This is a genomic window from Halomonas sp. GXIMD04776 (genome assembly GCF_049808615.1).
GTDB lineage: Bacteria > Pseudomonadota > Gammaproteobacteria > Pseudomonadales > Halomonadaceae > Modicisalibacter.
Map to the genome: position 1 here is coordinate 108,264 of NZ_JBNCAN010000003.1, position 26,164 is coordinate 134,427.

Sequence of the window (26,164 nt, forward strand, 5' to 3'; positions counted from 1 at the left end):
TCACTCGGCGATTTATTCAGCGATTCGCTAATTCTTGTCGGCCCCGACCTGTCAATCAGGCGGCGTGATCATCCATCGATTTCAAGTTTGGAGGCTTTGGCCAGGCATTCGCGCACCCGCTCGATGGAATCTTTTTCAAGGGCCCTGTATAACTCGAGCTCATCGGTCACAGATGCACCCAATGCTGCCTCGAAGACCTCACGATTGGCATTGCCGGCATAGGTATCATGACTGTCGCCCCCCAGGTTCGACTGAAATATACCCGCTGCGCTCACCGGTAGAAAATCTTCGTAGACAATCGGCCGAGCGCTGACCAGCCCTTGGTCGATCAGGGCTTCCATTTCCTCGTCCCCGCCGCATTCGGCCCCTTCCTCACGTCCTTTATCGGTGAGTCGATAGTCGAAGAACGCCAGACCTTCGCAGCGCAATTGCGTCTCACTATCGGGAAATTCGACGAATATCTCATTCAGTGTCTGCTGATACGCTTGATTATCAAGGCCCGCGGTTCGTTCTCGGGCCGTTGCCAATAGGCGATCATAGAGGGTGCGACCCTTGGCCGTCAGCGCCGCACCGCGCTGCTCGATTTCACCGAAACGAGCGGTATGGGTGCCCTGATGCTCGCCGTCGAAACGCACCTGCTCCTCCAGTGCCTTGAAACTGGTCTGACGCAACAGAATCGGGCAAGCGCGTCGAGGCGGGCCTTCGATCACCGCCTTGGGATTCACGCCGACGTCCGGCATACGACGCTGGACATCGTCGATATTTAACGTACGTGGCGTCAGATGATTGATATGCGGCCCTCGGAAGCAGACCACATCGGCGATCAAACGGTGCTCCTCGAGCAGCGCCTGATAGGTCTTGTGGTCAACGGTGGCATCCTGATGCCAACGAAAGGTTTCCAGCGCCTCCTCCACGAAACGATCCGCCTGCGTATCGCTGAGACCGCCTTGTTCTTCGTGGAGCGCAATCAGTTCCCGAGCGCTCGGAGTAAAGATGTCGCGCTCGGCGAGAATGGCCGCCGCCCGCTCACGCAGCTCGGCACTCTCGATCAGCTCCAGGCGCAGCAAGGAGGTAAACACGCGAAAGGGATTGCGCTTGAGCGCCGCATCGTCGATCGGACGAAACGCCGTGGCATGCACTGGCACGCCGGCCTCGGAAAGGTCGTAATAGCTCACCGGCTGCATACCCATCACGGCGAACAGCCGGCGCAGCATGGCAAGTTCCTCCGCCGTGCCGACGCGGATGGCGCCGTGACGCTCGACGCCCAGCCGCCCTAGCTCGCCGGCGAATTCAAGGCGTTCGGCAAGGACAGGATTGGCCGCCAGTGTTTCCTGGTTGACCTGTTCGACGAGTTCCAGCAGCGTCCCGTACTGCGGCACCTCTGCCTGGTACATGGCGGATAACGCCTGAGAGAAACGGGTGCGAATCTCGTCGCTGGAGACAAAGGTCATCCCGGTCATGCAATTCTCCTGACATGTTCATTACTGTGTCGAGTTTGCTCGCAGAGCTACCCGATGACAAAGATAGGTAAGATAAGAACAGCCTGAGAGCAACGGCTCAAGCGAAAAAAGGCAGGCTACATATTCCTTTTTTTCTTGATGTCCGATTCGCCACACCCGAGGCTTGGAAATAGCCCCGCATGATTTTCAAGAGGTTCCGACATCGAGGCGTGGTGCGGCCGGCGAGTCTCGATGCTCGAGAATCCAGTCAATGAAGCCGCGTACCTTGGCCACCTCGCCCATATACTCGGGGTAGGCCAAGTAATAGGCGTCACGGCTGGTCAGCGAGAATGACCATGGAATGACGAGCTGGCCCGCCGCCAGCTCTTCCTCGGCCAGGAAACGCGGCACCAACGCCACCCCACAGCCCGCCCGGGCGGCTCGCAGCGCCATGTAGAAGGTATCGAAGCGCGGTCCATGATAGCTGTGCTCGGTATAGACGTCCTGGGCTTCGAACCAGCGATGCCAGGCATCGAGGCGCGTCGCGCTCTGCAATAGCACCAGCCGGGTCAGCGCCAGGGGATGGTCGATGCCCGAGGCCGGGATGATCGACGGTGCGCACACCGCGACCATCTCCTCGTCGAGCAGCTTGATGCACTCCGCCTTCGGCCAGGCACCGTGGCCGAAGAAGAACGCCACGTCGACGCGCTCTTCTTCCAGGTCGAAGGGCTCCACGCGGTTGGCAATGTTGAGATAGACGTTGGGATGGCGAAAGCGGAAGCCGTTGATGCGCGGTATCAGCCAGCGTGCGCCGAAAGTTGGCAGCGTGGTCACGTTGAGCACCTCGCTCTGCCCGCCGTATGACTGCATGTAGCGCGTGGACATCTCGACCTGGGCCAGGATCTTGCGCACTTCGGTGAGGTACAGCGAGCCCTCCGGCGTGACCTGAAGGCGCTTGCGTACACGACGAAACAGCGGGTGCTGAAGCACTGACTCGAGCTGGGCGACCTGCTTGCTGACAGCGCTCTGGGTCAAGCTCAACTCGTCGGCGGCGCGGGTGAAGCTGAGATGCCTGGCCGAGGCCTCGAAACACTGCATCGCCGTGAGCGTCGGCAGATGTTGACGATTCATGACCACACCTCGAGATCAAGAAAAAAAGGAATGACATCTGTATAAAACGTCGTTTGAGGCGGGTCAACGCCTCTGGTGATACTGCTGGACGATGTTCGCGAATCACGGAATTTCCAGGAGGAACAATGATCGACTCCCTCATGCAGCGTCTCGGTGTAACGACCGAGCAGTACCAGCAAGGTGACTATTCCGTCACCACGCCGATCGACGGCAGCGTGATCGGCCGCGTCCGCTTGGAAGGGCCCGACGCAGTGGATGCCCGCATCGCCAAGGCTCGGCAGGCCTTCGAGCAATGGCGTCGTGTTCCCGCGCCGCGCCGCGGTGAGCTGGTACGCCTGTTCGGCGAGCAGCTGCGTCGCCACAAGGACGACCTGGGCGCTCTGGTCACCTATGAGTGCGGCAAGATTCTGCCAGAAGGGCAAGGTGAAGTGCAGGAGATGATCGACATCTGCGATCTCGCCGTGGGTCAGTCGCGCCAGCTGTTCGGCCTGACCATCGCCTCCGAGCGCCCTGGCCATCATATGCGCGAAACCTGGCACCCCCTCGGCCCCGTCGGTCTGATCACCGCGTTCAACTTCCCGGTGGCGCCCTGGGCCTGGAACTCTGCCCTGGCGCTGGTGTGCGGCAACAGCTTGATCTGGAAGCCCTCGGAGAAGACTCCGCTCACCGCGCTGGCCTGTCAGGCGTTGTTGGAGCGTGCCATGACCGAATTCGGCGATGAGGCCCCCGAGCATCTTAGCCAGGTGATCATCGGTGATCGTGCCGCCGGCGAACGCCTGGCGGACGATCCTCGGATTCCACTGCTCAGCGCCACCGGCAGCACTCGCATGGGTCGCGACGTAGGCCCACGGGTTGCCGCACGCTTCGGCCGCAGCATTCTCGAGCTGGGCGGCAACAACGCCATGATCCTGGCGCCCAGCGCCGACCTGGATCTGGCAGTGCGCGCCATTCTGTTCTCGGCGGTGGGCACCGCCGGGCAGCGCTGTACCAGCCTGCGCCGGCTGATCGTGCATGAGTCCGTCAAGGATGAGGTGGTCGAACGCCTCAAGAAGGCCTATAGCGGCGTCTCCATCGGCGATCCTCTGAAAGGAAACCTGGTCGGCCCGCTGATCGACAGTCAGGCCTTCGATCAGATGCAGTCGGTGCTCGGCAAGGCCAAGGAACAGGGTGCACGGGTGTTCGGTGGCGAACGTCAGCAGGTCGACAAGTGCGCAGAGGGCTACTACGTCAGCCCCGCCATCGTCGAAGTCGATCAGCAAAACGAACTGGTCAAGAACGAGACCTTCGCCCCGATTCTCTACGTCATGAGCTATCGCGAATTCGACGAGGCCATGGCGCTGCACAACGATGTGCCCCAGGGGCTGTCGTCCTGCATCTTCACCTGCGACGTGCGCGAGGCGGAGATGTTCACCTCGGACGTGGGCAGCGACTGCGGCATCGCCAACGTCAACATCGGTCCCAGCGGCGCGGAGATCGGCGGCGCCTTCGGCGGTGAGAAGGAAACCGGCGGTGGTCGCGAGTCGGGCTCCGATGTCTGGAAGAGCTACATGCGCCGTCAGACCAACACCATCAACTACTCCCGCGAGCTGCCACTGGCCCAGGGAATCAAGTTCGATTGACCGCGAACGTCGCCACCCGGCGCCTGGCTGGGTGGCAATGACTTGATCCACGGAGCCCAATGACGCGTCATGGAGCCAAGAGATGACAACTACAATTTCAAGAGAACAATGGGGTAGCCGGTTCGGCTACCTGATGGCGGTGGTCGGGGCCATGGTCGGCGCCGGTAACATCTGGCGCATGCCTTACGTCACCGGCGAGAACGGCGGCGGCGCCTTTCTGATTGCCTATTTCATACTACTTTACTTGATCGCCGTGCCCGGCCTGATGGGAGAAACCAGTCTCGGACGCTATACGCGCCAAGGATTGCTCGGCACCTTCCGCAAGATATATGGCAACAACAAGTTCGTCGGCTTGGGGCTGGTGATCCTGGTCTTCAACATCGTGTTGATGTCCTATTATTCGTCGATCGTCGGCTGGTCGATCTATTACGCCTACCATGCGGTGATCGGTTCCTTCACCCACACCAACTTCGACACCGCTGCCCTATGGCAGGCATTCAGCAACAACACCGCCTTGAACGTGGGTATGCATACCGTTGCGATGCTGATCGTCACGGTCATTCTGCTCAAGGGCATCAAGGGCGGTATCGAGCGCCTGGCCAAATGGATGATGCCCATCCTCACCGTTTCGCTGATCGCCATCGCCATTCGTGGCGTTACCCTGCCGGGCGCCATGGCGGGGCTCGAGTTCAGCTTCTCGCCGGACTGGGAATATCTGGTGCGCGGCGAAACCTGGCTCGCCGCCTTGGGCCAGGCGCTGTTCTCGACGGGACTCGGCTGGGGTATCGCCCTGACCTACGGCAGCTATCTGGGGCGCAACGACGACATTCCCCTGGGGGGCGGGATATTTACCGCCATCGGCAATACCAGCTTCGGCCTGCTGGCCATCTTCGCTGTGTTCCCCATTGTCTTCGCCATGGGGATCTCACCAACCTCCGGGGCAGAACTGGCCTTCGTCGCGCTGGCCAGCGCCTTTGGCAGCATGACCGGTGGCTATGTCTGGGCGCTATTGTTTTTCATGGGCTTTTTCTTTGCCAACCTGACCACCGCAATCGCCATTACCGAAGTCGGTGTCACCACCTTCAAGGAAGAGCGCAACACCGACCGATCCAAGGCCGTATTGATCATCTGCGGCATCATCTGGCTACTGGGCATTCCAAGTGCGATGAACGCCTCCATCCTCGGCTACCTGGACTTCGTGGTGGGCAACTGGGGGCTACCGCTGGCGACCTTCATCATCATGATCACCATCGGCTGGAAATTCGATGCCAACCGCTTGCGTGTTCTCAGCCTCAACCGCGGCGCCGATCTATACGTGCCCAGGCTCTGGGAGAGCATCATCCGCTTCGAGATTCCCGCGATCATGCTCTTCATCATGATTTATTTCCTTTACAGCAACCTGACCGCGACGCCCTGGAAGACCATCAGTGGCCTGGTAATTCTGACGCTGACGATCCCTCTGTGCCTATGGATCATGCGAAACGGTCAAACCGAAAAGAACGCCCCCAATGCGTTAGGAGGACAGCAATCATGAGCCTATCCGCCATTGTCGTCATGATCGCCTCGATCATTGCACTTTGGGGCGTCGCTAGCTGGGCACTGGTCTATTCGATGCGCCAGGAGGAACGCAAGTTGCGTTTGATCAAGGAGCAGGGCGACTTCGAGCCTTATTCACCCCGAGCATTTCGCGATCTCGAACGCTGGATCGAGCGGCATGATACGAGTGAGCATGCCCAAGAAATGCAAGGCGTACGTGAAGAACAGCGTGAAGCGCTGCATAGATGCCGTCGTCACTTCTACGACTGGCGCGATGATCCAGCCACTACCTAGCTGCACGGACATTGTTTCAGGGAGACCCTATGAAATCCTCCTGTCTTTGGTACGACACCTCCCCTGAGCCAGCCTTGCACCTTGAGACGTTGGAAGGTGATCATACTACCGAGGTTGCCGTGATCGGCGGTGGTATCACGGGGCTCAGCACGGCGTTGCATCTGGCCGAGGCCGGCGTGTCTGTGACCCTGCTCGAGGCCGGGGACATACCCAGCGGCGGCTCAGGACTCAACGTGGGCCTGGTCAATGCCGGGCTCTGGATTCCACCGGACGATATCCTCGAGACCCTGGGTCCGGAGGATGGTGAACGAGTCAACAAAATACTAGGCGGTGCTCCCGCCGAGGTGTTCAAGCTGATCGACCGGCATCACATCGACTGTGATGCGACTCGCACCGGCACCCTGCACTTGGCGCATAATGACAAGGGCGCTCAGGATCTGGAGCGTCGCTTCGAGCAGTTCCAGCAACGTGGCGCACCGGTGGAACTTCTCGAAGACGAGGCCTGCCGGCAGCGTATCGGTACCCAGCGCATTCGTCGCGCCCTATTGGATAAACGCGCCGGCACCCTCAATCCCACGGCTTACACCCGGGGCCTGGCCCGGGCCGCCGCAACCGCCGGTGTGCGGCTCCATACCCATAGCGCCGTTACCGCCATTGAACGCGAGGGCGATGACTGGCGCGCCGTTACCGCCAAGGGCAGCGTCAGAGCACCGCGTCTGGTCATCGCTACCAACGCCTACACCGAGGACCACTGGAACCAGGTTCGCCATCATTTCTTTCGCGGACACTTCTTCCAGGTCGCCTCGCAGCCGCTATCCGATGAACTGGCCGGCGACATCCTGCCGGAACGCCAGGGCGCCTGGGATACTCGCACCGTACTCAGTAGTTTACGCCGCGACGCCGAGGGCAGGTTGCTGCTGGGTAGCCTGGGGTGCGGTGAGAGCAAACCGCTGGCGTTCATCAAGTGCTGGGCCGACCGTGTTCAGCGTGACTATTTCCCTCAGCTTGGCAAACTCGAATGGGAATACACCTGGACCGGTCAGATCGGCTTTACCCCGGACCATATGCTACGTCTGTTTTCGCCCGCTCCAGGTATATTGGCGGTGTCCGGTTATAACGGCCGTGGCATTACCACCGGCACGGTCGTCGGCAAGGGGTTTGCCAAGTTGATCCAAGAAGATTCAGATGAAGGACTTCCGCTGCCCATCCGATACTTGAAGCCCGTTTCTGCCATCGGCACCCGTAGCTTTGCCTATGAAAGCGGGTTTACCCTCTATCATGCAGGCCAGTGCTTGCGGGTAGTCGCATGAGAAACTCATAAATTTCATTCAACAATAACGAGGTTGCCATGTCGGATAAAACAGTCTTGTTGAGCGAAGAAGACGCGCTGAACCTATCTCGCAAGATATTGTTGAAAAAAGGCTTCAGCGAGGGTTTTTCACGGGCGATAAGCAATACGGTGGTTGCGGGACAAAAGGATGGTTGCGGATCGCATGGCCTTTATCGGCTCCTGGGCTGCATCAAGACATTGGAAGCAGGCGGTGTCGTCCCTGATGCCGAGCCTCGTGTCGAACACTCCTCTGGCAGCATCGTCAAAATCAATGCCAATGGCGGCTTCTCGCAGCTCTCCTTCTCTCTTGGCCTACCGCTGCTGACAGAAAAGGCCAAAGAGAATGGCATCGCTCTCCTGGCCATCAACCACTGCGTACACTTTTCCGCGCTTTGGATCGAAGTGGAGCAGATAACCAACAATGGGCTGGTCGCTATTGCCTGCAATCCCACTCAGGCCTACGTCGCCCCTCATGGGGGAAACGCACCGCTTCTTGGCACCAATCCCTTTGCCTTTGGCTGGCCAAGGCCTGACAAGCCGCCCTTCATTTTTGACTTCGCCACCAGCCAGATTGCAAGAGGCGATGTTGAACTTCACGAACGTGAAGGCAAGCCGATACCCGATGGCTGGGGAGTCGACTCGAAGGGGCAAGGGTGCAACGACCCAAGGGTAGTGCTCGAGGAAGGGGCTCAGCTCACCTTTGGCGAGCACAAGGGTGCGGCACTTTCCATGATGATCGAGCTGATCGCCGGTCCCTTGATAGGCGACTTGATGAGCTACGAATCATCTCAACACGATGATGGCAAAGGAGCGCTGCCCTATCACGGCGAGATCATCATCGCCATCGATCCTGCGTTTACGGCAGGAAAGGATTTTGAACAGCATCTTTCTCGCGCCGAAACCTTTTTCGATCTGGTCGAGTCCCAAGGCGCTCGACTGCCGTCCGGAAGACGGTACGAGAACAGAGAGAAAAGCGAGAGGGATGGCATCGAGATATCGGAAAAGCTATATCTTGAGCTGTGCTCTCTGCTGGATGATTGATACAGGGGGTTTATAGCGGATCGCTAGATTCTTCTCGCTCCAAGGTGTCAAACAGCTAACTGAAACAGGCCATCGACTGGCTGCACAGCGAGACGTCTACAAACCAAAGTAGCTCTGGGCCGGATAAGTGCCCTTCTGGGAATCGGCAAGCAAGGGGTTTTGGGGGTTAAAAGACTGAACCGGTGCCTGAAGCTGAAGTGACAGCACACAAGCCCCGCCGCCATTGTCATCGACCATCTTGATGCACCCGTCCTTTTCGCTGGCTACGAGGGTGCTATTGTTTGCCCGCTCATAGAACGTCTTGTACTGTAGCCCCTGCTCGAGGGTTGCCTGAGGTACTCCCATGCCCACCAGCGCTTGGAGGCTTATCTGCTGCAAGGAAGCGCGCAGCTGCGCCTGCAGCTGTTCCGGTGTCATTGTTTGCAGGGCCATAGGCGATACCAGTGTACCTTCCGGCGCATTGGCTTGATGCTTATCCTGCTCTCTATCCTGTAGGGGATCCAGCATCGAGACCGCAAAGCCAAGGCCGAAGGATTTTCCTAGCGACAACCCAATCCCGGCATTGCTGCTCAACAACAAAGCGGTACTGGCGGTGGCCAACATATTGGACATCAAGGCCTGGTAGGCGAAGCCTTCTTCGTCTTTCCCCTCGGCAGCATAAAGTTGTTCACCATGACGAGAACTCTCACTATGACCTGTTCCATAGGCGGGCGGAACAGGATCGCTTTTGGATGTCGCGCAACCGCTGGCGAATGCCGCCAGCATGATAGCGCTCATGAGACGCGTGATGATCGTCATTGTCCGGCCCTGCACGTAGTGTCTTGAACGTTTTCGACAATTTATCACCGACCGTGCACATCCAATCCGTGGAATGAGGCGTATTAATGGCGCTATTTCATGCTGCAACTGCTCTTTTGCACATTCATTAAAAACCCCTTTCCAAGGAAAGGGGTTATCGACTTCGGTCTGGCAACAGAGAAATGGATTATCTGATGTCTATTTCTTCGTCACACCAATCCCGTACTCCTCGCCGGCATCCAGCAGCCAGCGATAGCAGTAGTCGGCGAAGCTTCTGCGCAGCACCAGCTCATAACGCTCCTCGCTGGGGCGGCGCAGGATGGCGCTGGATTTGGCGAACACCACGCTGACCGCCTTGCCCACCGGGAAGTTGGCCGGGTGCACATCGTAGGGCACGGACTTCATCAGCACTTCCCGCGCCTTCTCGCCGGACAGCTCGACCAGGGTCTGGCCGCCGCTGACGTTGACGATGGCGAAGTGGGCATTGCCGAGTTTCTCGCGCAGGCGATTCTCCAGATCGAATTCCTCGCCGCCGGGCACGATGACGAGCCATTCGTCTGGCGACATCCACTGAACTGAGCGCTCGCCGCTTTCGTCCAGGGCCAGCCCCAGGGGCCGACCGGGCAGGCTGATACCGAGCACTTCGCGCACCGCCTCGTCGAGGACGATGGCGCCGCCGCGCAGGATCAGATGACCGAGAAAGGGCTTCTCCTCTAGCTGGACCTGGCTTTGCTGAGTCGGTTTCGGCGCCTGACCTCGATGATAGGCCACGGATAGCGGCGATTCGATCGCGATATCTTTCTCGGGCCGCGTATCGAAGACAGCGACGTTGCCGTAATTCTGATCAGACATGTTGACGCTCTCCCTTGGGATCGATGAATACGGTGCTGACGATCTCGGCTTCATGAACCTCGCCGCCGGGCATGGGCAGATAGACCTTCTGGCCCATGCGCTCCTGGCCCCCCTTGACCACCGCCAGGGCGAAGCCATGCTCCAGATTCGGGCTGTAGTAGCTCGAGGTCACATGCCCCTGCATGGTCATGGGGATCTGCTGATCCTTGTCGAAGACGATCTGGGCGCCCTCTTCCAGCACCACCTTGGGGTCCGTGGGCTTGAGACCCACCAGCTGCTTGCGATCCTTGCGCGCAGTATCCGAGCGGCTCAGGGCGCGCTTTCCGATCCAGGAGAACGGCTTGTCATAGCCGATCGCCCAGTACATGCCGAGATCCTCCGGCGTCACCGAGCCGTCGGTGTCCTGGCCGGCGATGATCAGCCCTTTTTCGGCACGCAGCACGTGCATGGTCTCGGTGCCGTAGGGGGTCAGATCGTACTTCTTGCCGTGCTCGAACAGCGTCTTCCATACGTGCAGGGCGTAGTTGGCCTGAACGTTGATCTCGTAGGCCAGTTCCCCGGTGAAGGAAATGCGGAACACCCGGGCCGGTACATCGGCGACCTTGCCGTTGCGCCAGTCCATGAACTTGAACTGCTCTTTGTCCAGATCGATATCGGTGACTTCCGAGAGCAGTTTCCTGGCGTCCGGGCCGGTCACGGTCATGGTCGCCCAGTGATCCGTGACCGAGGTGAAGTACACCTGCAGTTCCGGCCATTCGGTCTGGTGCCACAGCTCGAGCCACTCCATGACCCCAGCGGCACCGCCGGTAGTGGTAGTCATCAGGAAGTGATTCTCGCCCAGGCAGCTGGTGGTACCGTCGTCCATCAGCATGCCGTCGTCCTTGCACATCAGGCCGTAGCGCACACGCCCAGGCGCCAGCTTGGCCCACTTGTTGGTATAGACGCGGCCCAGGAATTCCCGGGCATCCGGGCCTTGAATGTCGATCTTGCCCAGGGTCGTGGCATCGAGGATACCCACCTTGGTGCGTACCGCCAGGCTCTCCCGGGAAACCGCCTCATCCATGGACTCCAGCTTGCCATTGACCTTGCGCGGGAAGTACCAGGGACGCTTCCACTGACCGACGTCCTCGAACTCGGCGCCGTTTTCCACATGCCACTGGTGCATCGCGGTATAACGCTCCGGATCGAACAGCTCCCTGGCATGACGGCCAACGATGGCACCGAAGGTGACCGGCGTATAGTTGGGACGGAACACCGTGGTGCCCACTTCGGGAATGGAACGCTTCAGCATACGTGCCGCGATGGCCATGCCGTTGATATTGCCGAGCTTGCCCTGATCGGTGCCGAAGCCCATGGCGGTGTAGCGCTTGACGTGCTCGATGGACTCGAAGCCCTCGCGAGTCGCCACCTCGATGCCGGCGGCGGTCACGTCGTTCTGCAGGTCGACGAACTGCTTGGGCGCACGCAGTGTGGCCTTCTCATGGGGCACCTGGTAGAGCGCGCAGGCCGCTGCTTCTCGTGGCGAATCCGTCTTGGGCAAACTGGGCTCGGCGACCGACTCGATACCGCTGGCTTTGGTTGCTTGCGTACCGGACCCGGCGCCGTCACGGAGGACATCGGCCAGGGCATAGACGCCCTGAGCGCCGCCCGCCGGATGCATTCCGGTCACCTTGCCGGGCACGAAACCCAGCAGATCGTCACGCCAGGTGGGGCGCGCCCCGGTATGGGACGCCAGGTGCACCACCGGGCTGTACCCCCCGGAACTGGCGATGGTGTCGCAGCCGAGCTCTTCCACCTGACCGGTCACGGCGAAGCGTTCGGTGTCGATCTTCGCGACCCGCGCCCCTGTGACGCGATTGGCGCCCTTGGCCTCGATCACCGCGGAACCGGTGATAAGACGAATTCCCTTGGACTGGGCTTCCTTGACCAGGTCGCCGTCCGGATTGGCCCGGGCATCGACGATGGCCACCACCTCGCGCCCTGCATCGGCCCAATCCAGCGCCGCACGATAAGCATGGTCGTTGCTGGTGGAGAGTACCAGCTTGTTACCCGGCACCACGGCGTAGCGGTGGATATAGTTCGACACCGCACCGGCCAGCAGATTGCCGGGCACGTCGTTGTTGGCATAGACCAGCGGCCGCTCGTGGGCGCCCGTGGCCAGCACCACCTGGGCGGCGCGCACCCGATGCAGCCGCGAACGGGCCTGGCGACGACCGTTGGCCATCGGCGCCGTGTCCGCCAGATGCTCGGTGCGCCGCTCATGCAGGGTCACGAAGTTATGATCGTGATAGCCGTTGGCGGTGGTATGGGGCAGCAAGGTGACATTTTCCATGCCGGCAAGCGTGGCCAGAGTGTTTTCTACCCACTGTGCCGCCGGTGCGCCATCCAAGGTTTCGCGGCTATCCAGTAACGAACCGCCCATTTCCTGCTGCTCGTCACACAGGATCACCCGAGCACCGCTGTTGGCTGCCGTGAGTGCCGCCGCCAGGCCCGCCGGGCCGGCACCGATCACCAACACGTCGCAGTGCTGATTGAGATGATCGTAGATATCCGGATCGTTTTCGCTGGGTACACGCCCCAAACCGGCGCCCTTGCGGATGACCTTCTCATAGGTCATCCACATGGAGGCCGGCGCCATGAAGGTCTTGTAATAGAAGCCCGGCGGCATGAAGCCACCCCCCAGCTTGCCGACCCAGCTCATCATGTCCTTCTGGACGTTGGGCCAGCCGTTGGTGGAGCGGGCATTCAAGCCGTTGTAGAGCGCCTGCTGAGTGGCGCGCACGTTGGGCACCTGGGCGGCTTCCGACTGCCCCAACTGGACCACCGCATTGGGCTCTTCCGCGCCGGCGGCGACGATGCCGCGCGGGCGGGAATACTTGAAGCTACGGTTGACCACGTCAATGCCGTTGGCCAGCAGTGCCGCCGCCAGGGTGTCGCCGGCATGGCCCTGATAGGTCTTGCCGTTGAAGGTGAAGTTCAAGATACGGGAGCGATCGATACGACCGCCCTGCTGCAGACGATTGGTCTGTGTCATATCGATTTCTCCTTATTGGCCTGGCTGGAAGACGCGTCACTTTCATTGAGCGCTTCGCTTTCGGGGCGGGCACCGACGGTTTGCCAGCCCGCGTCCGCGGCCTGAACGCCGGATTGCTTCTCTTTGTTCGCCAGGCTTTCCGCGGTTACCGACGGACGCTCACCCATGCGGTAGGTCTCGAGAATCTCATAGCTCGCCGAGTTGCGGGTGATGTTGAAGAACTTGCGACAACCAATGGCGTGTACCCACAGCTCATGATGGATGCCGCGAGGATTGTCGCGGAAGAACAGGTAATCACCCCACTCTTCGTCGCTGCAGTTCTCCGGGTCCGCCGGGCGGACGATATGCGCCTGGCCCTTGGGATGAAACTCTTCTTCCTCACGATGCTCGTCGCAGTAAGGGCAATGAATGTAGAACATTTTTTATTCCTCCATCACTCGGATGAAAGCGAATAGTTTTTCTGCGCTGATATGGCTACCAGGTGCTGAACGAAAACTCGTCGAGCGATGTCAAGACAAGGCAAAAAATGGCGAAATAGCGGAGTTTACAAGTGCGTAAATGAGCATATTGAGCCATTTTTTAACGCCGTATTGTCGAGCGCAGACCGTTTTCGTCAGTACCTAGTGGGCGACACCGGCGGCACCATGCTCATCAACCAACGCGCCCGTGTTAAAGCGATCGATGGAGAACGGCTCGGCGATGGGATGCATTTCACCCTTGGCGAGACTGGCGGCAAACACATGGCCCGAACCAGGCGTGGCCTTGAAGCCCCCGGTACCCCAGCCGCAGTTGAAGAACAGGCCCTTGACCTTGGTCTTCGACAGAATCGGACAGGCGTCCGCGCAGGTGTCGACGATACCGCCCCACTGGCGGTTCATGCGCACCCGGGAGAAGATCGGGAACATCTCGACGATGGCCTGCAGGGTGTGCTCCACGGTGGAGTAGCTGCCGCGTTGACCGTAGCCAAGATAGCCGTCGATGCCCGCGCCGATGACCAGGTCGCCCTTGTCCGACTGGCTGATGTAGCCGTGCACGTGGTTGGACATCACCACGGTATCGAGAATCGGCTTCAGCGGCTCGGAGACCAGTGCCTGCAGCGGATGGGATTCCAGCGGCAGCTTGAGGCCGGCCATCTTGGCCAGCACCCCGGAGTTACCCGCGGCCACGCAGCCCACGGTCTTGGCTTCGATATCGCCGCGATTGGTGTGTACGCCATACACCTGGCCGTCACGAATCTTGAAGCCGGTGACCTCGGTGTTCTGCAAAAGATCCACCCCCAGGGAATCCGCGGCGCGGGCATAGCCCCAGGCCACCGCATCGTGACGCGCCACGCCGGCACTCTTCTGCCAGGAGGCGCCCATGATCGGATAGCGGGCACGCTTGGAGGTATCGATGATCGGGACGATCTCCTTGATCTGCTCGGGCGTGATCACCTCGCTATCGATGCCGTTCAGGCGATTGGCGTGCACCCTACGCTGGATGTCGCGCATGTCCTGCAGGGTATGGCCCAGGTTCATGACGCCGCGCTGGGAGAACATCACGTTGTAGTTGATGTCCTGGGACAGGCCCTTCCACAGATCCAGAGAGTGGTTGTACAACCGCGCCGCCTCGTCCCATAGATAGTTGGAGCGCACGATGGTGGTATTACGCGCGGTATTACCGCCGCCCAGCCAGCCCTTCTCGAGCACGGCCACGTTCTTGATGCCGTGATTCTTGGCCAGATAGTAGGCGGTGGCCAGGCCATGGCCGCCGCCGCCGACGATGATCACATCGTACTGCTTCTTGGGCGTGGGATTGCGCCACTGGCGTTGCCAGTTTTCGTGATGGCTCAGTGCGTGCTTGACCAAGCCAAAGCCGGAATAACGTTGCATATTGCTCTCCTCAGGGCCTGCTCTTAGGCGTTGGCGGTTGCGCGAACGCTGCCTGCTTCAGCGGAATAGACCGGATGGCGTCCGCACACCTCGGCGACCTTCTCGCGAACCTCCGCCTCTACCGCGCTGGTGTCTTCGCCCTTGGCCAGCACATCGAGGATGTCGCAGATCCAGCCGGCGAGCGCCGTGCAGTCTGCTTCGTCGAAGCCACGGCTGGTGGCCGCCGGTGTGCCGATACGCAGTCCGGAGGTCACGAAAGGGCTCTGCGGATCGTTGGGTACTGCATTCTTGTTGACGGTGATATGCGCACGCCCCAGGGCCGCATCCGCGTCCTTGCCGGTCACACCCTGCTTGATCAGCGAGACCAGGAACAGATGGTCGTCGGTACCCTTGGAAATCACGTCGTAATCCCGTTCCAGGAATACCTTGGCCATGGCCCGGGCGTTGTCGACGACCTGGGTCTGGTAGCGCACGAAATCCTGGCTCATGGCTTCCTTGAAGGCGACTGCCTTGGCCGCGATCACGTGCAACAGCGGACCGCCCTGCTGACCCGGGAATACCGCGCCATTGAGCTTCTTGTGCAGCGCCTCGTCACCGCCGGCGGCGAGGATCAAGCCGCCGCGCGGACCGCGCAGGGTCTTGTGAGTGGTGGTAGTGACCACGTGGGCATGGGGCAGCGGGCTGGGGTAGAGTCCTGCCGCCACCAGGCCGGCGACATGGGCCATATCCACCAGCAGCCAGGCGCCGACTTCATCGGCGATGGAGCGGAAACGCCGCCAGTCCACTACGCGGGCATAGGCGGAAAAGCCGGCAATGATCATCTTGGGCTTGTGACTGCGCGCCAGACGCTCGACTTCCTCGTAATCGATCTCACCGGTCTCCGGTTTCAGACCGTACTGTACGGCGTTGTAGTACTTCCCCGAGAAGTTTGGCGCCGCGCCGTGAGTCAGGTGGCCACCGTGGGCCAGGCTCATGCCCAGTATCGTATCGCCGGGCTTGACCAGCGCCATGAAGGCGGCGGCATTGGCCTGAGCGCCGGAGTGCGGCTGCACGTTGGCGTAATCCGCTTCAAACAGGGCGCAGGCACGATCGATGGCCAGCTGCTCGACCACATCGACGTGCTCGCAGCCGCCGTAGTAGCGCTTGCCCGGATAGCCTTCGGCATACTTGTTGGTCAGCTGGGTGCCCTGGGCATCCATGACCGCCTTGCTGGCATAGTTCTCGGAAGCGATCAGCTCGATGTGCGCTTCCTGACGCGCCATTTCGTCATCGATGGCGGCAGCGACTTGCGGATCGAAATCGTGAAGGGAGGTTGTATTCATGGTTTGCTCCTTGTTGTACTCAACAGCTGTACGCGACGGCTGTACTCGACATGTTGTTTGATAGCACTTTCATGATCGCCTTACGTTGCGACGACGCTTGCATGCAAGCTAGTGAGAGTGCGCGTTGGGTACCAATCAATAATCCAAATGCGCTTATTTAATGCTAATTGACGCGATAGACTTGCGATCGCATCTCGTTCTGGACGTACGCCACGTCCATGATCTCCTCGCCTTGTGCTTCCCACCGAGCCTGCTCTTCTTCACCAGCCCTGGGGGAAAACCAGCCCGTCCAGGCATAGAGAATGCCGATCAGTGGCGACAGCCAGCAGGCAAACGCCAGGGGGATATACAAAAGGTCGGTCATGTTGCCGCTGTAGACGCCGAGACCGAGTGAGGTAATGACCACGGCACCGCCGGCGTTCCAGGGAATCAGCGGCGATACCAGGGTGCCGCCCTCTTCCGTCGCTCGGGATAGATTGAGCATGGAATATTTCATGCCGCGATAGACGGGACCGAACATGCGTCCGGTCAGCGCGATCGACAGGTAAGGATCGCCGGCGACCACGTTGGTGGCAATGGAGCTGCCGATGGCGGAAGTTTGCAGAGGGCCGAAACGGCGGACGCGCTTGACTACCGCCTCGATGATCGCCCGCATGCAGCCGGTACTTTCCAGGATGCCGCCGAAGGAGAGCGCGATCAGCAACAGCGTGATCACCCAGGTCATCGACTGGATACCGCCCCGGTTCAGCAGGCCATCGATTTCATCGACCCCCGTGGTGATCTCATAGCCGGAAAAGGCGTAGGCAAAAATGTCCTTGATCGGGGCCTCCTGAAACAGCACCGCGGTCAGGCCACCGAGCACCACGCCCGTGAAGAGTACCGGCATGGCGGGCATGCGCATCACCGCGAGCCCTATGACCAGTACCACCGGGAGTATCGTCCACAAACTGAGAGTGAAGCTGTCCGCCAGGCCCGTATTGATCGCAGTAATGCGCGCAAAGGAGGCACCCTCATCCCCGACCAGGCTAAAGCCGGCGACGGCATAGATCACCAGGGCAATCAGCATGGCTGGCAGGGTGGTCGGCATCAGATTGCGAATATGATCGAACAGGTTCACCCCGGTCACCGCCGGCGCCAGGTTGGTGGTATCCGACAGGGGCGAGACCTTGTCGCCGAAGAACGCACCGGACACCACGGCGCCGGCGGTCCAGTAGACGGGAATGCCAAAACCGGCACCGATACCCATCAGCGCAAGGCCCACCGTCCCCACCGTTCCCCAGGAAGTACCCAAAGACACCGACACCACGGCGCACAGAATCGCCGCTGCCGCCAGGAATACTTCCGGGCTAAGCACCTCGAGGCCGTAATAGATCAGCGTCGGCACGGTACCGCTGGAGATCCACACCCCGGTGATCATGCCCACCAGGATCAGGATACCTACGGCAGGCAGGCCCACGCTGACCACGTGCAGCATGCCCTCTTCCATGTCCTGCCAGGCACAGTTCAGATAGCGACCCAGCACCGCAGTGAGCGCAATACCGATCACCAACGGCACATGCGGGGTAAAGGTATCGAATATGAACAGCTGTGTGCCCAGCACCAAAAATGTCAGCACGATGGGCAGCAGTGCCAGGGGCAAGCTGGGTTGACGACAGGTCGAGATCATGGCTCCTCCTCTGGTTATAGTTGTCACAAGAGGTAATTGACGTATGGCGATCATTAATAGCCGAGAGGTGCAGCCAAGAATTGAATAAATGCGCCAAGTTTATTGCCGGAAAACAATTCTTTTAAAAACATAGACTTAAATTTAATAAAGGGTATTTGTATAACAAATGTCTGGATTACATCCAGCGCAGTTAATGATCCGCTTGCTGCTTGGTAATTCATAAAAAGAATAAAAGAATTTGTTTTTATTCTTTTTATTTAGCTTGGAAAGTCGTTAGCCTGGCCGTCACTTCATGAATAAAGACGGCTATTTCGATGTCATATGCGCCTTTGTCCGATACCAACAGTCCTCTGAGGGCCGAACAGGCCATCCAGTTGAATCAGGCGTTGTCCGGTCTCAATGGCGAGCAGATGACTTGGCTGAGTGGCTATCTCGCCGGTCTGACGGCGCAGGGCATTGCACCAGACGCTTCTCACTCCGTCAGCATCGCCGCGTCCGAGGCATTGGAGATCACCGTGCTCTACGGCAGCCAGACCGGTAACGCCGAAGGTGTGGCCCAGCAGACCTATGAGCGTGCCCAAGCCCGAGGCTTCAAGGCGCGCCTCCTGGACATGGCCGAGGCCAGCAAGAAGGACTTCAAGCAGGCCGGCAACTTCCTGGTGGTGGTGAGCACCCAGGGCGAAGGCGAGCCGCCGGATACCGCCGAAGGCTTCTTCGAGCTCATCGACGGGCGCAAGGCGCCCAAGCTCGAGGGCGCGCGCTTCAGCGTGCTTGGTTTGGGGGATTCGAGCTACGAATACTTCTGCCACACCGGCAAGCATCTCGATGAGCGCTTCGCGGCCCTGGGTGGCGAACGCATCCATGACCGCCAGGATTGCGACGTCGATTACGAGGACGCCGCCGAGGCCTGGATCGAATCGGTGCTCGACCGCTTTAGTGAGCTTGCGGGGGCCAGCGCCGCACCCGAGACCGTAGCGACCCCAGGGCAGATACCGCTAACCGCGGTTACCGAGTCCGCGACCCCGTTCTCGAAGAAAAATCCCTTTCAGGCGGAGGTGCTGGATTCGGTGCTGCTCAACGGTCGCGGCTCCGACAAGGCCACGCACCATCTCGAGCTTTCCCTGGAGGGCTCAGGCCTCGCTTACGAACCTGGCGATGCGCTGGGCATCCTGCCCCAGAACGACCCGCGCTATGTCGACGAGCTGCTCGAGACGCTGCGCCTGGACGCCGATCATGATCTCGGCGAAGGCCGCCGGCTAAGAGAGGCGCTATTGGGGGAGTTCGAAGTCACGACCCTCACCCGACCCTTCCTGAACCACTGGGCGGAGCTCTCGGAGGCAGACGAACTGCGCCGCCTGCTGGGCGAGGAGGCCCGGGATGAGTTGCGCGAGTGGATGCATGGCCGTCACATCATCGACGTGCTCGAGCATTTCCCGGTGACGGGGCTGGCCGCCGAGGACTTTCTCGCGGCGCTGCGCAAGCTGCCGCCGAGGCTCTACTCCATCGCCTCGAGCCTCGAGGCCAACCCGGACGAGGTCCACCTGACCGTGGGCGCCGTGCGCTACGAAACCCATGGCCGACAGCGCAACGGCGTGACCAGCACGTATCTGGCCGACCGCATCCAGCCCGGCGACCGCGTGCCGGTCTACATCGATCGCAACAAGAACTTCAAGCTACCCACGGATGACGCCACGCCCATCATCATGGTCGGGCCGGGCACCGGTGTCGCCCCGTTCCGCGCCTTCCTGCAGCAGCGCGAGGAGACCGGCGCCGAGGGCAAGAACTGGCTATTCTTTGGTGATCGCCGTTTCAGAAGCGATTTCCTGTATCAGGCGGAATGGCTGAACTGGCGCGGCAAGGGCCTGCTCGACCGTCTCGACGTCGCCTTTTCCCGGGACCAGCAAGAGAAGGTCTACGTACAGGATCGCCTGCGCGAGAACGCTCGGGACCTCTATGCCTGGCTGGAAGCGGGCGCGCACGTCTATGTCTGTGGCGACGGCGAACGCATGGCCACGGACGTCAACCAGGCGCTGATCGACGTGGTTCGTGATCAGGGCGGATGCAGCGAGGACGCCGCGGCGGACTACGTCCGCGATCTACAGAAAGCCAAGCGCTATCAGCGGGATGTGTACTGATGACCCACTACATCGAACGACTCAAGCAGGATGGTGCTTTCCTCGAGGAACTCCATCCCAACGAACGCCTCAAGGTGAACGCCGACTACCTGCGCGGCCACCTCACGGAGGGCATGGCCGATCGTGCCACCGGCGCCGTGGCCGAGGGCGACACCCAGTTGACCAAGTTCCACGGCTTCTACATGCAGGACGACCGGGACCTGCGCAGCGAGCGGCGCCATCAGAAGCTCGAGCCGCTCTACTCCTTCATGGTCCGCCTGCGCATGCCCGGTGGCGTGATGAGCAGCGAGCAGTGGCTCAAGCTCGACGAGGCGGCACGGCGCTACGCCAACGGCACCCTGCGCATTACCACTCGTCAGACCTTCCAGTACCACGGCGTGTTCAAGGACGACCTGCGCGCCCACCTGAAGGCAGTCAACGAGGCCATGCTCGACACCATCGCCGCTTGCGGCGACGTTAATCGCAACGTCATCAGCACTGCCAACCCCCATGTTTCGCCGGTTCATCGTCAGGTATACGAACTGGCCGGGAAAATCAGCACCCACCTGCTGCCTCGTACTCGGGCCTATCACGAGATCTTCCTCGGCGAGGAGCGCGTGGCCGGCGGCCCCGAAGAGCAGGAACCGCTCTATACGGCGCACTATCTGCCACGCAAGTTCAAGATTGCCCTGGCCATTCCGCCCGAGAACGATGTCGATGTCTTCGCCCACGATCTGGGCTTTATCGCCCACGTCGAGAACGGTGAACTCAAGGGCTTCAACGTCAGCGTCGGCGGCGGCATGGGCATGACCCACGGCGAACCGGAAACCTTTCCCCGCACCGGTGACATCATTGGCTACTGCCCGGTGGCGCGGGTCGTCGACGTGGCCGAGAAGGTCATGCTGGTGCAGCGCGATTACGGCAACCGCCACGATCGCAAGCAGGCGCGGCTGAAGTACACCCTCGAGACCTACGGCGTCGAGTGGTTTCGCAGCGAGCTGGAAGCTCGGCTCGGCTACGCCCTGGAAGAAGCTCGCGACTTCCATTTCGACAGCAACGGCGACCGTTACGGCTGGTACCAGGGCGAGGATGGCCACTGGCATTACGGCCTGTTTATCGAGAACGGACGCATCGCCGACTTCGTCGACACCGACCGTCAACTGATGACCGGCATGCGTGAGATTGCCCAACGCCACGACGGCGACATCCTGCTGACCACCAATCAAAACCTGATCATCGCCAACGTCGCAGACGAGCAGCGCGAGACCATCGACGCCCTGCTGGACAAGTACCGCTTGCATCGCGACACCACGGCGCTGCGCCGTCAGTCCATGGCCTGCGTGGCCTTTCCCACCTGCGGCCTGGCCATGGCGGAGAGCGAACGTTATCTCCCCACGCTGCTCGATAAGCTCGACGAGATCATGGCCGAAGCGGGACTCGCCGAGGATGCCATCGTGGTGCGCATGACCGGTTGCCCCAACGGCTGCGCCCGGCCCTATCTGGCGGAAATCGGTTTCGTCGGCAAGGCGCTGGGGCGCTACAACCTCTATCTGGGCGGCGACTTCACCGGGCAGCGGCTCAACAAGCTCTACCGGGAGAACATCGATGAAGCGACGATTCTCGAAGAGCTGACTCCGCTGCTGCAGCGCTATGCCCGGGAGCGCGAGCAGGGCGAACGTTTTGGCGACTTCGTGATTCGCGCCGGGATAATCAAGGAAACCACCGCCGGACGCTATTTCCACGAACAATGACCCCTCATTTTACCTACCGCAAAAGGAGCCTTTCATGGCACTACAACTAGGCGATACCGCACCGGACTTCACCGTCGAATCCACCGAGGGCGAGATCAGCTTCCACGACTGGATCGGCAACGACTGGGTGGTGCTGTTCTCGCACCCGGCGGACTACACCCCGGTATGCACCACGGAACTCGGCGCCTTCGCCAAGCGCAAAGCGGAGTTCGACAAGCGTGGCGCCAAGCTGCTGGGCGTCTCCGTGGATCCGCTGGACTCGCATCATGGCTGGGCCAAGGACATCGAAACCACCCAGGGCGCGGCACTCAACTATCCGCTGCTGGCAGACCCCGAGCAGACCGTGGCCAACCTCTACGGCATGATCCATCCCAAAGCGGACCCCAAGGTCACCGTACGCACCGTGTTCATCATCGACCCGGACAAGAAGATCCGTCTGACCCTGACCTATCCGCCGAGCACCGGCCGCAACGTCGACGAGATCCTGCGAGTCATCGACTCACTGCAGCTAACCAGCAAGCACCAGGTGGCAACACCGGTGGATTGGCAAAACGGCGAGGATGTCATCATCGCCCCGTCGGTCTCGGATGAAGACGCCAAGCAGCGCTTCCCGGAAGGCTGGGAAACCAAGACGCCTTACCTGCGGGTGGTACGACAGCCGCGCTGATAGCCGTTACGAGATAAATACGCCGATCCCGGATGCGGGACCGGCGTTTTTGCTATGAAACGGCGCGGCCGCTCGCGACCTATTCCGGCAATGCGTAGACCACGATCTGATCACCGACCTGATCTTTCAGAATCGTATTGCCGCCAGCAGCAAAGGCAACGTATTGACGTCCTTCGTATTCATAGACCGCCGGGTTTGCCACCGCCGGCGCCTCAGCCTGATCCGACCATAGCTCATCGCCGGTCTCGAGGGAGTAGGCGCGCAGCTTGGCGTCCATCGACGCGCCGATGAACACGACGCCACCCGCCGTCACCGCCGGACCGCCGATGGTGGGCGAGCCCCAGCTTTCCGGCATGAAGAAACCATATTGCTGCGAAGCGCCCACCGGACGACGCCACTTGATATCGCCCGTCGTCATGTCGAGGGCAACGATCTCACCGAAGGGCGGCTCCCAGCAGGGCATCCCCAGCCAGTTCAGCGCCGTCTTGAGTCGTATGCCGTAGGGAGCGCCCTCTTGCGGCGAGAATCCGGTCTTGTTGCCTGATCCGCTATCCGCTTTCTCATAGGCTTCGCGATCATAGAGTTTCACGTACTGCACGATATGCGAAGTATTCACGATGGCCGTCTGGCTTTCAGGATCGAAGGCCACCCCACCCCACTGCACCCCGCCGGCGCTGTCCGGATAGGCTAGAACCCCTTCGCCTTTGGTGGTGGGCGGGGTATACAGGCCTTCGTACCAGAGGTCGTCCCAAAGCCGGGAACACTGGCCGAAACCGACCGCATCCGCCAACCACCAGAGCTCCGGCTTCTCGGATTGATCGAGCAGCGGCGCAGGCTTGGTCGGGAAAGGTTGCGTTTCGGCATAGACCTCACCCTCCACGGAACCGTCGCCACCTGGAACCGGTCGCTCCTCGATCGGCCAGACATCCTCGCCGGTCTCGCGATTGACGACAAACAGGAAGCCCTGCTTCATCGCCTGGATCAAAGCGGGTATTTCCTCGCCGTCAACGGTGATATCCATCAGCGTCGGGGCAGCAGGCGTGTCGTAGTCCCAGATATCGTGATGCACCCATTGACGTGACCAGACCACTTCCCCAGTTTCAATATCCAGCGCGGTGGTCGACGTCGCCAGAGGCGCCTCTTCGGCGCGGTTGCCACCCCAGAAGTTCGGCGAGGGGGACGAGACCGGCAGGTAGACGAGCCCCAGCGCTTCGTCCGCGGACATGTGGGTCCAGACGTTAGCGGTGCCGCTTTTCTCGCGCAGTTCATCGGGTAGAGCCTCAAAGGCCCATTCACGCTCGCCGGTGCGGGCATTCAGAGCGAAAACGGTTCCTGGCGGCGCCTGCTCATAGGCCCAATCCTTGCCCGCCCAACCCAGAACCAGCCGATCGCCGACCACCGTGGGCGGCTGCAAAAGCGACAGAGGCCATTTATCGTTGGTGGTGTTCCACTGATTGACATCGAGCACGCCGTTGTCGGCGAAGTCGGCGCAAGGTTTGCCGGTGTCCGCATCCACCGCGAAAAGCCTTGCATCCATCGTGCCCATATAAACGATCCTCTGGCAGGCCTCATCTTCCTTTGGTTCACCGGTTTCCCAATAGGCCACGCCGCGGTTCTTTAGGGCGGGCTGAGTCAGTGCCTTGAGCGCGGATTGCGTATCAAAGCTCCACTTCTCTTCACCCGTCGCCGGATCGAGGGCCAGGATGCGGTAAAACGGCGTGCCGATGTAGAGCGTGTCGTTGGCGAAGACCGGGGTCGCGGACCAGACGGTGGGAGGTAGATCACCGGAGCCATCCGACACATCGCCGGTATGCACCTCCCAGATCTTTTCCAACTCGCCCACGTTCTCTGCAGTGATCTGGTCCAAGGGACTGTACTTCTGGGCGTTCAACTGACCGTGAAAACTGTCCCAGGTTGGCGTTTCAGGCACGAGGGGTATCGGCTGATCCTGCGCCAGCAGCGGAGCGGGCAAGATAAAAAACGCAAGCGCGACGGATTTGAATGTCGGCATGGGGCGGCTCCTCATGAATGGGCAAGGCGGTTGGCGCTGGCATGGCGCACCATGTCGAGGACCAACCCAAGCAGACCGATCGCCATGGCAACGCCGATCCACCACTGATGCAGGAGAAGCCCCGCGAAGCAGGTACCGACAAGACCGATAAAGATCAGAAAGCGTAAAGCGATGAGCGCGCCGTGGCCTTTCGCTGCCGTCAGAATGAGCGCCATGACCGCAAGCGCGACACAGGCCAGAATGACGACGAGTGCACCAATCGATCCGGTGACACCGGTCAGCGGCGTGAAATAGGCATAGAGGGCAACGGCGAGCCCGGCCAGCGAGGCGATGAAGAGCAGGATGGCGCCGACTTTGGACAGTCGAGGTTGGGGCATGGGGTTTTGTCTCCTTACAAAATGAACGGATTGACGCAGCTGGCTCTCGTTTCGAAGCTGGCTTGCATTCCGATGTTGGCTTCCATTCCGACACTGACTTGGCATTGCGCCAAGTCAGAAAAACATCATTGATGAGTATAGACATAAAACCCAATAATATTATTGCCTCTCGCCGCCCAGCGCTTGAAACTTGAGACTCCCTCCGTCCGCTCAAGCCCCCTACCCATCCAGCTTGCCGATATGCAAGAAGAAAGGGTCCACCAGATCTTTTTGTAATAGCACGTCGCCCCTCCTGATGTCCGATGGGCTATAGCCAAAGGTATCTTTGAAGTTGCGTGAAAAGTGTGCGGTATCGGAAAAGCCACAACGCTCGCCCACCTCGGTGATACTTTTCTTGGTGAAGTTGAGCAGCCACAGGCCATAGCGCAGGCGCAGATCCCGGGAGAATTTTTGCGGGCTGACGCCGAGCGTCTCACGGAAATGCCGCTCCAGCGCGCGGCGTGAACACCCCACCCGTTCGGCGAGTTCATCAATGGGAATCAACTCCCCCAAGTGCTGCTCGATCAAGGAAATGGCCTTGCGCACCTGACGGTTGTCGACCTTGTTGAGCACCAGCGGATGAGGCTGCGGATGATTACCCTGGCGTGCCTCATCGATCAGCATGATGTGCAGGCTCTTCTTCGCCCAGGCGCGGCCTAGATGGCGCTCGACCAGGTAAGCGGCCAGATCCGCCGAAGCAATACCGCCGGCGCAGGTCAGGCGATCACCGTCGTCGATGAAGAGTTGATCCGAGACCGGCGTGATATCGGCAAAGCGCTTGACCAGATCGCCGTGGTGATACCAGCTCACGCAGCAGCGGCGTCGGTGCATCAGCCCCGCCTGAATCAGAGCGAAGACCCCGGTGCAGATGCCCACCAGAGGCACGCCGAGCCGGTCCGCCTGCTTGAGATAGTCGATCGTGGCACGATCCACCATCTCCCTGTCCTTGAGCACCCCGGCGATGACCACGAGATAATCGAAATTCTCGGGAGGCTGATAGGTCTCACAGGGTGAGATCGCCGCCCCGCTGCTCGATAGCGCACTCTCGCCATCGCTGGTCATGAAGGTCCAATGGCAGCGCAGCTGGCGGCTCATGTCGCCTTCATCCGCCGCCAGACGCAGGCAATCGACGAAGCCGGCGAAGGGCAACAATGTGAAACGCGGCAGTAATATGAAGCCGACGGATAACCCTTGGATGTTGGCTAGCGCCACGGTTAGATTCCGGTCAATGAGATAAGTATCACGATAGCAAATCCTAAGGGCCGAAGGACG

At 60.4% G+C, this 26,164-nt stretch carries 20 protein-coding genes; 8 read left to right on the plus strand and 12 right to left on the minus strand.

Going from position 1 to position 26,164, the window contains the following annotated elements:
* Positions 1-68: 68 nt before the first annotated feature.
* Both hglS and ACPF7Z_RS02885 read right to left on the minus strand, forming a co-directional pair.
* Positions 69-1,460, minus strand: a complete 1,392-nt coding sequence (gene hglS, locus ACPF7Z_RS02880; RefSeq protein ID WP_425191654.1) for a 2-oxoadipate dioxygenase/decarboxylase HglS — start codon at positions 1,458-1,460, stop codon at positions 69-71.
* Positions 1,461-1,646: 186 nt separating this feature from the next.
* A complete protein-coding gene (locus ACPF7Z_RS02885) occupies positions 1,647-2,570 on the minus strand; it encodes a LysR family transcriptional regulator (protein ID WP_425191655.1) in 924 nt (307 codons plus the stop codon).
* Positions 2,571-2,695: 125 nt separating this feature from the next.
* Here ACPF7Z_RS02885 and ACPF7Z_RS02890 point away from each other — a divergent pair, with 125 nt between their 5' ends.
* The 5 genes from ACPF7Z_RS02890 (at position 2,696) to ACPF7Z_RS02910 (ending at position 8,390) form a co-directional block, all read left to right on the plus strand.
* Complete coding sequence (locus tag ACPF7Z_RS02890) at positions 2,696-4,189, plus strand: aldehyde dehydrogenase family protein (RefSeq protein WP_425191656.1); 1,494 nt, start codon at positions 2,696-2,698, stop codon at positions 4,187-4,189.
* A gap of 82 nt (positions 4,190-4,271) precedes the next feature.
* Entirely contained in the window at positions 4,272-5,723 is a 1,452-nt protein-coding gene (locus tag ACPF7Z_RS02895) for a sodium-dependent transporter (protein WP_425191657.1), read from the plus strand.
* Complete coding sequence (locus ACPF7Z_RS02900) at positions 5,720-6,019, plus strand: hypothetical protein (protein ID WP_425191658.1); 300 nt, start codon at positions 5,720-5,722, stop codon at positions 6,017-6,019. Before ACPF7Z_RS02895 ends, ACPF7Z_RS02900 begins: the two co-directional genes overlap by 4 nt.
* Positions 6,020-6,048: 29 nt before the next feature.
* Entirely contained in the window at positions 6,049-7,329 is a 1,281-nt protein-coding gene (locus ACPF7Z_RS02905) for an NAD(P)/FAD-dependent oxidoreductase (RefSeq protein WP_425191659.1), read from the plus strand.
* Positions 7,330-7,367: 38 nt separating this feature from the next.
* Positions 7,368-8,390 (plus strand): Ldh family oxidoreductase, encoded by a 1,023-nt coding sequence (locus ACPF7Z_RS02910; RefSeq protein ID WP_425191660.1) that lies wholly within the window; start codon positions 7,368-7,370, stop codon positions 8,388-8,390.
* Between the two features lie 96 nt (positions 8,391-8,486).
* On the opposite strand, the gene ACPF7Z_RS02915 is transcribed toward ACPF7Z_RS02910, so the two are convergent.
* From ACPF7Z_RS02915 to nhaC, 7 genes are all read right to left on the minus strand, one after another.
* The gene (locus ACPF7Z_RS02915) at positions 8,487-9,188 is read right to left on the minus strand and encodes a hypothetical protein (RefSeq protein ID WP_425191661.1); all 702 of its coding nucleotides are present in this window, start codon (positions 9,186-9,188) and stop codon (positions 8,487-8,489) included.
* A 198-nt stretch (positions 9,189-9,386) separates the two neighbouring features.
* Entirely contained in the window at positions 9,387-10,040 is a 654-nt protein-coding gene (locus ACPF7Z_RS02920; protein ID WP_425191662.1) for a sarcosine oxidase subunit gamma, read from the minus strand.
* Complete coding sequence (locus tag ACPF7Z_RS02925; protein ID WP_425191663.1) at positions 10,033-13,074, minus strand: sarcosine oxidase subunit alpha family protein; 3,042 nt, start codon at positions 13,072-13,074, stop codon at positions 10,033-10,035. The genes ACPF7Z_RS02920 and ACPF7Z_RS02925 overlap by 8 nt, the downstream gene beginning before the upstream one ends.
* Positions 13,071-13,493 carry a sarcosine oxidase subunit delta gene (locus ACPF7Z_RS02930; RefSeq protein WP_425191664.1) on the minus strand — a complete coding sequence of 141 codons (423 nt, stop codon included), beginning with the start codon at positions 13,491-13,493 and terminating at the stop codon, positions 13,071-13,073. Before ACPF7Z_RS02930 ends, ACPF7Z_RS02925 begins: the two co-directional genes overlap by 4 nt.
* 201 nt (positions 13,494-13,694) lie before the next feature.
* The gene (locus ACPF7Z_RS02935) at positions 13,695-14,945 is read right to left on the minus strand and encodes a sarcosine oxidase subunit beta family protein (RefSeq protein WP_425191665.1); all 1,251 of its coding nucleotides are present in this window, start codon (positions 14,943-14,945) and stop codon (positions 13,695-13,697) included.
* Between the two features lie 23 nt (positions 14,946-14,968).
* The gene (gene glyA / locus ACPF7Z_RS02940) at positions 14,969-16,267 is read right to left on the minus strand and encodes a serine hydroxymethyltransferase (protein WP_425191666.1); all 1,299 of its coding nucleotides are present in this window, start codon (positions 16,265-16,267) and stop codon (positions 14,969-14,971) included.
* A 163-nt stretch (positions 16,268-16,430) separates the two neighbouring features.
* Entirely contained in the window at positions 16,431-17,933 is a 1,503-nt protein-coding gene (gene nhaC / locus ACPF7Z_RS02945; RefSeq protein ID WP_425191667.1) for a Na+/H+ antiporter NhaC, read from the minus strand.
* Positions 17,934-18,247: 314 nt separating this feature from the next.
* Between nhaC and ACPF7Z_RS02950 the strand changes: the two genes are divergently transcribed.
* Genes ACPF7Z_RS02950 through ACPF7Z_RS02960 form a run of 3 tightly spaced genes read left to right on the plus strand, consistent with a single transcriptional unit; the run spans position 18,248 to position 22,465 of the window.
* Positions 18,248-20,068: an assimilatory sulfite reductase (NADPH) flavoprotein subunit gene (locus tag ACPF7Z_RS02950; RefSeq protein ID WP_425191668.1), complete on the plus strand. Its 1,821-nt coding sequence runs from the start codon at positions 18,248-18,250 to the stop codon at positions 20,066-20,068.
* Positions 20,068-21,798 carry an assimilatory sulfite reductase (NADPH) hemoprotein subunit gene (gene cysI, locus ACPF7Z_RS02955; protein WP_425191669.1) on the plus strand — a complete coding sequence of 577 codons (1,731 nt, stop codon included), beginning with the start codon at positions 20,068-20,070 and terminating at the stop codon, positions 21,796-21,798. Before ACPF7Z_RS02950 ends, cysI begins: the two co-directional genes overlap by 1 nt.
* 34 nt (positions 21,799-21,832) lie before the next feature.
* Entirely contained in the window at positions 21,833-22,465 is a 633-nt protein-coding gene (locus ACPF7Z_RS02960; RefSeq protein ID WP_425191670.1) for a peroxiredoxin, read from the plus strand.
* A gap of 79 nt (positions 22,466-22,544) precedes the next feature.
* Here ACPF7Z_RS02960 and ACPF7Z_RS02965 read toward each other — a convergent pair whose 3' ends face one another.
* From ACPF7Z_RS02965 to ACPF7Z_RS02975, 3 genes are all read right to left on the minus strand, one after another.
* Complete coding sequence (locus ACPF7Z_RS02965; RefSeq protein WP_425191671.1) at positions 22,545-24,476, minus strand: pyrroloquinoline quinone-dependent dehydrogenase; 1,932 nt, start codon at positions 24,474-24,476, stop codon at positions 22,545-22,547.
* Positions 24,477-24,487: 11 nt separating this feature from the next.
* Entirely contained in the window at positions 24,488-24,853 is a 366-nt protein-coding gene (locus ACPF7Z_RS02970) for a hypothetical protein (RefSeq protein ID WP_425191672.1), read from the minus strand.
* Between the two features lie 219 nt (positions 24,854-25,072).
* Entirely contained in the window at positions 25,073-26,104 is a 1,032-nt protein-coding gene (locus ACPF7Z_RS02975; protein ID WP_425191673.1) for a GlxA family transcriptional regulator, read from the minus strand.
* Between the last annotated feature and the right edge of the window lie 60 nt (positions 26,105-26,164).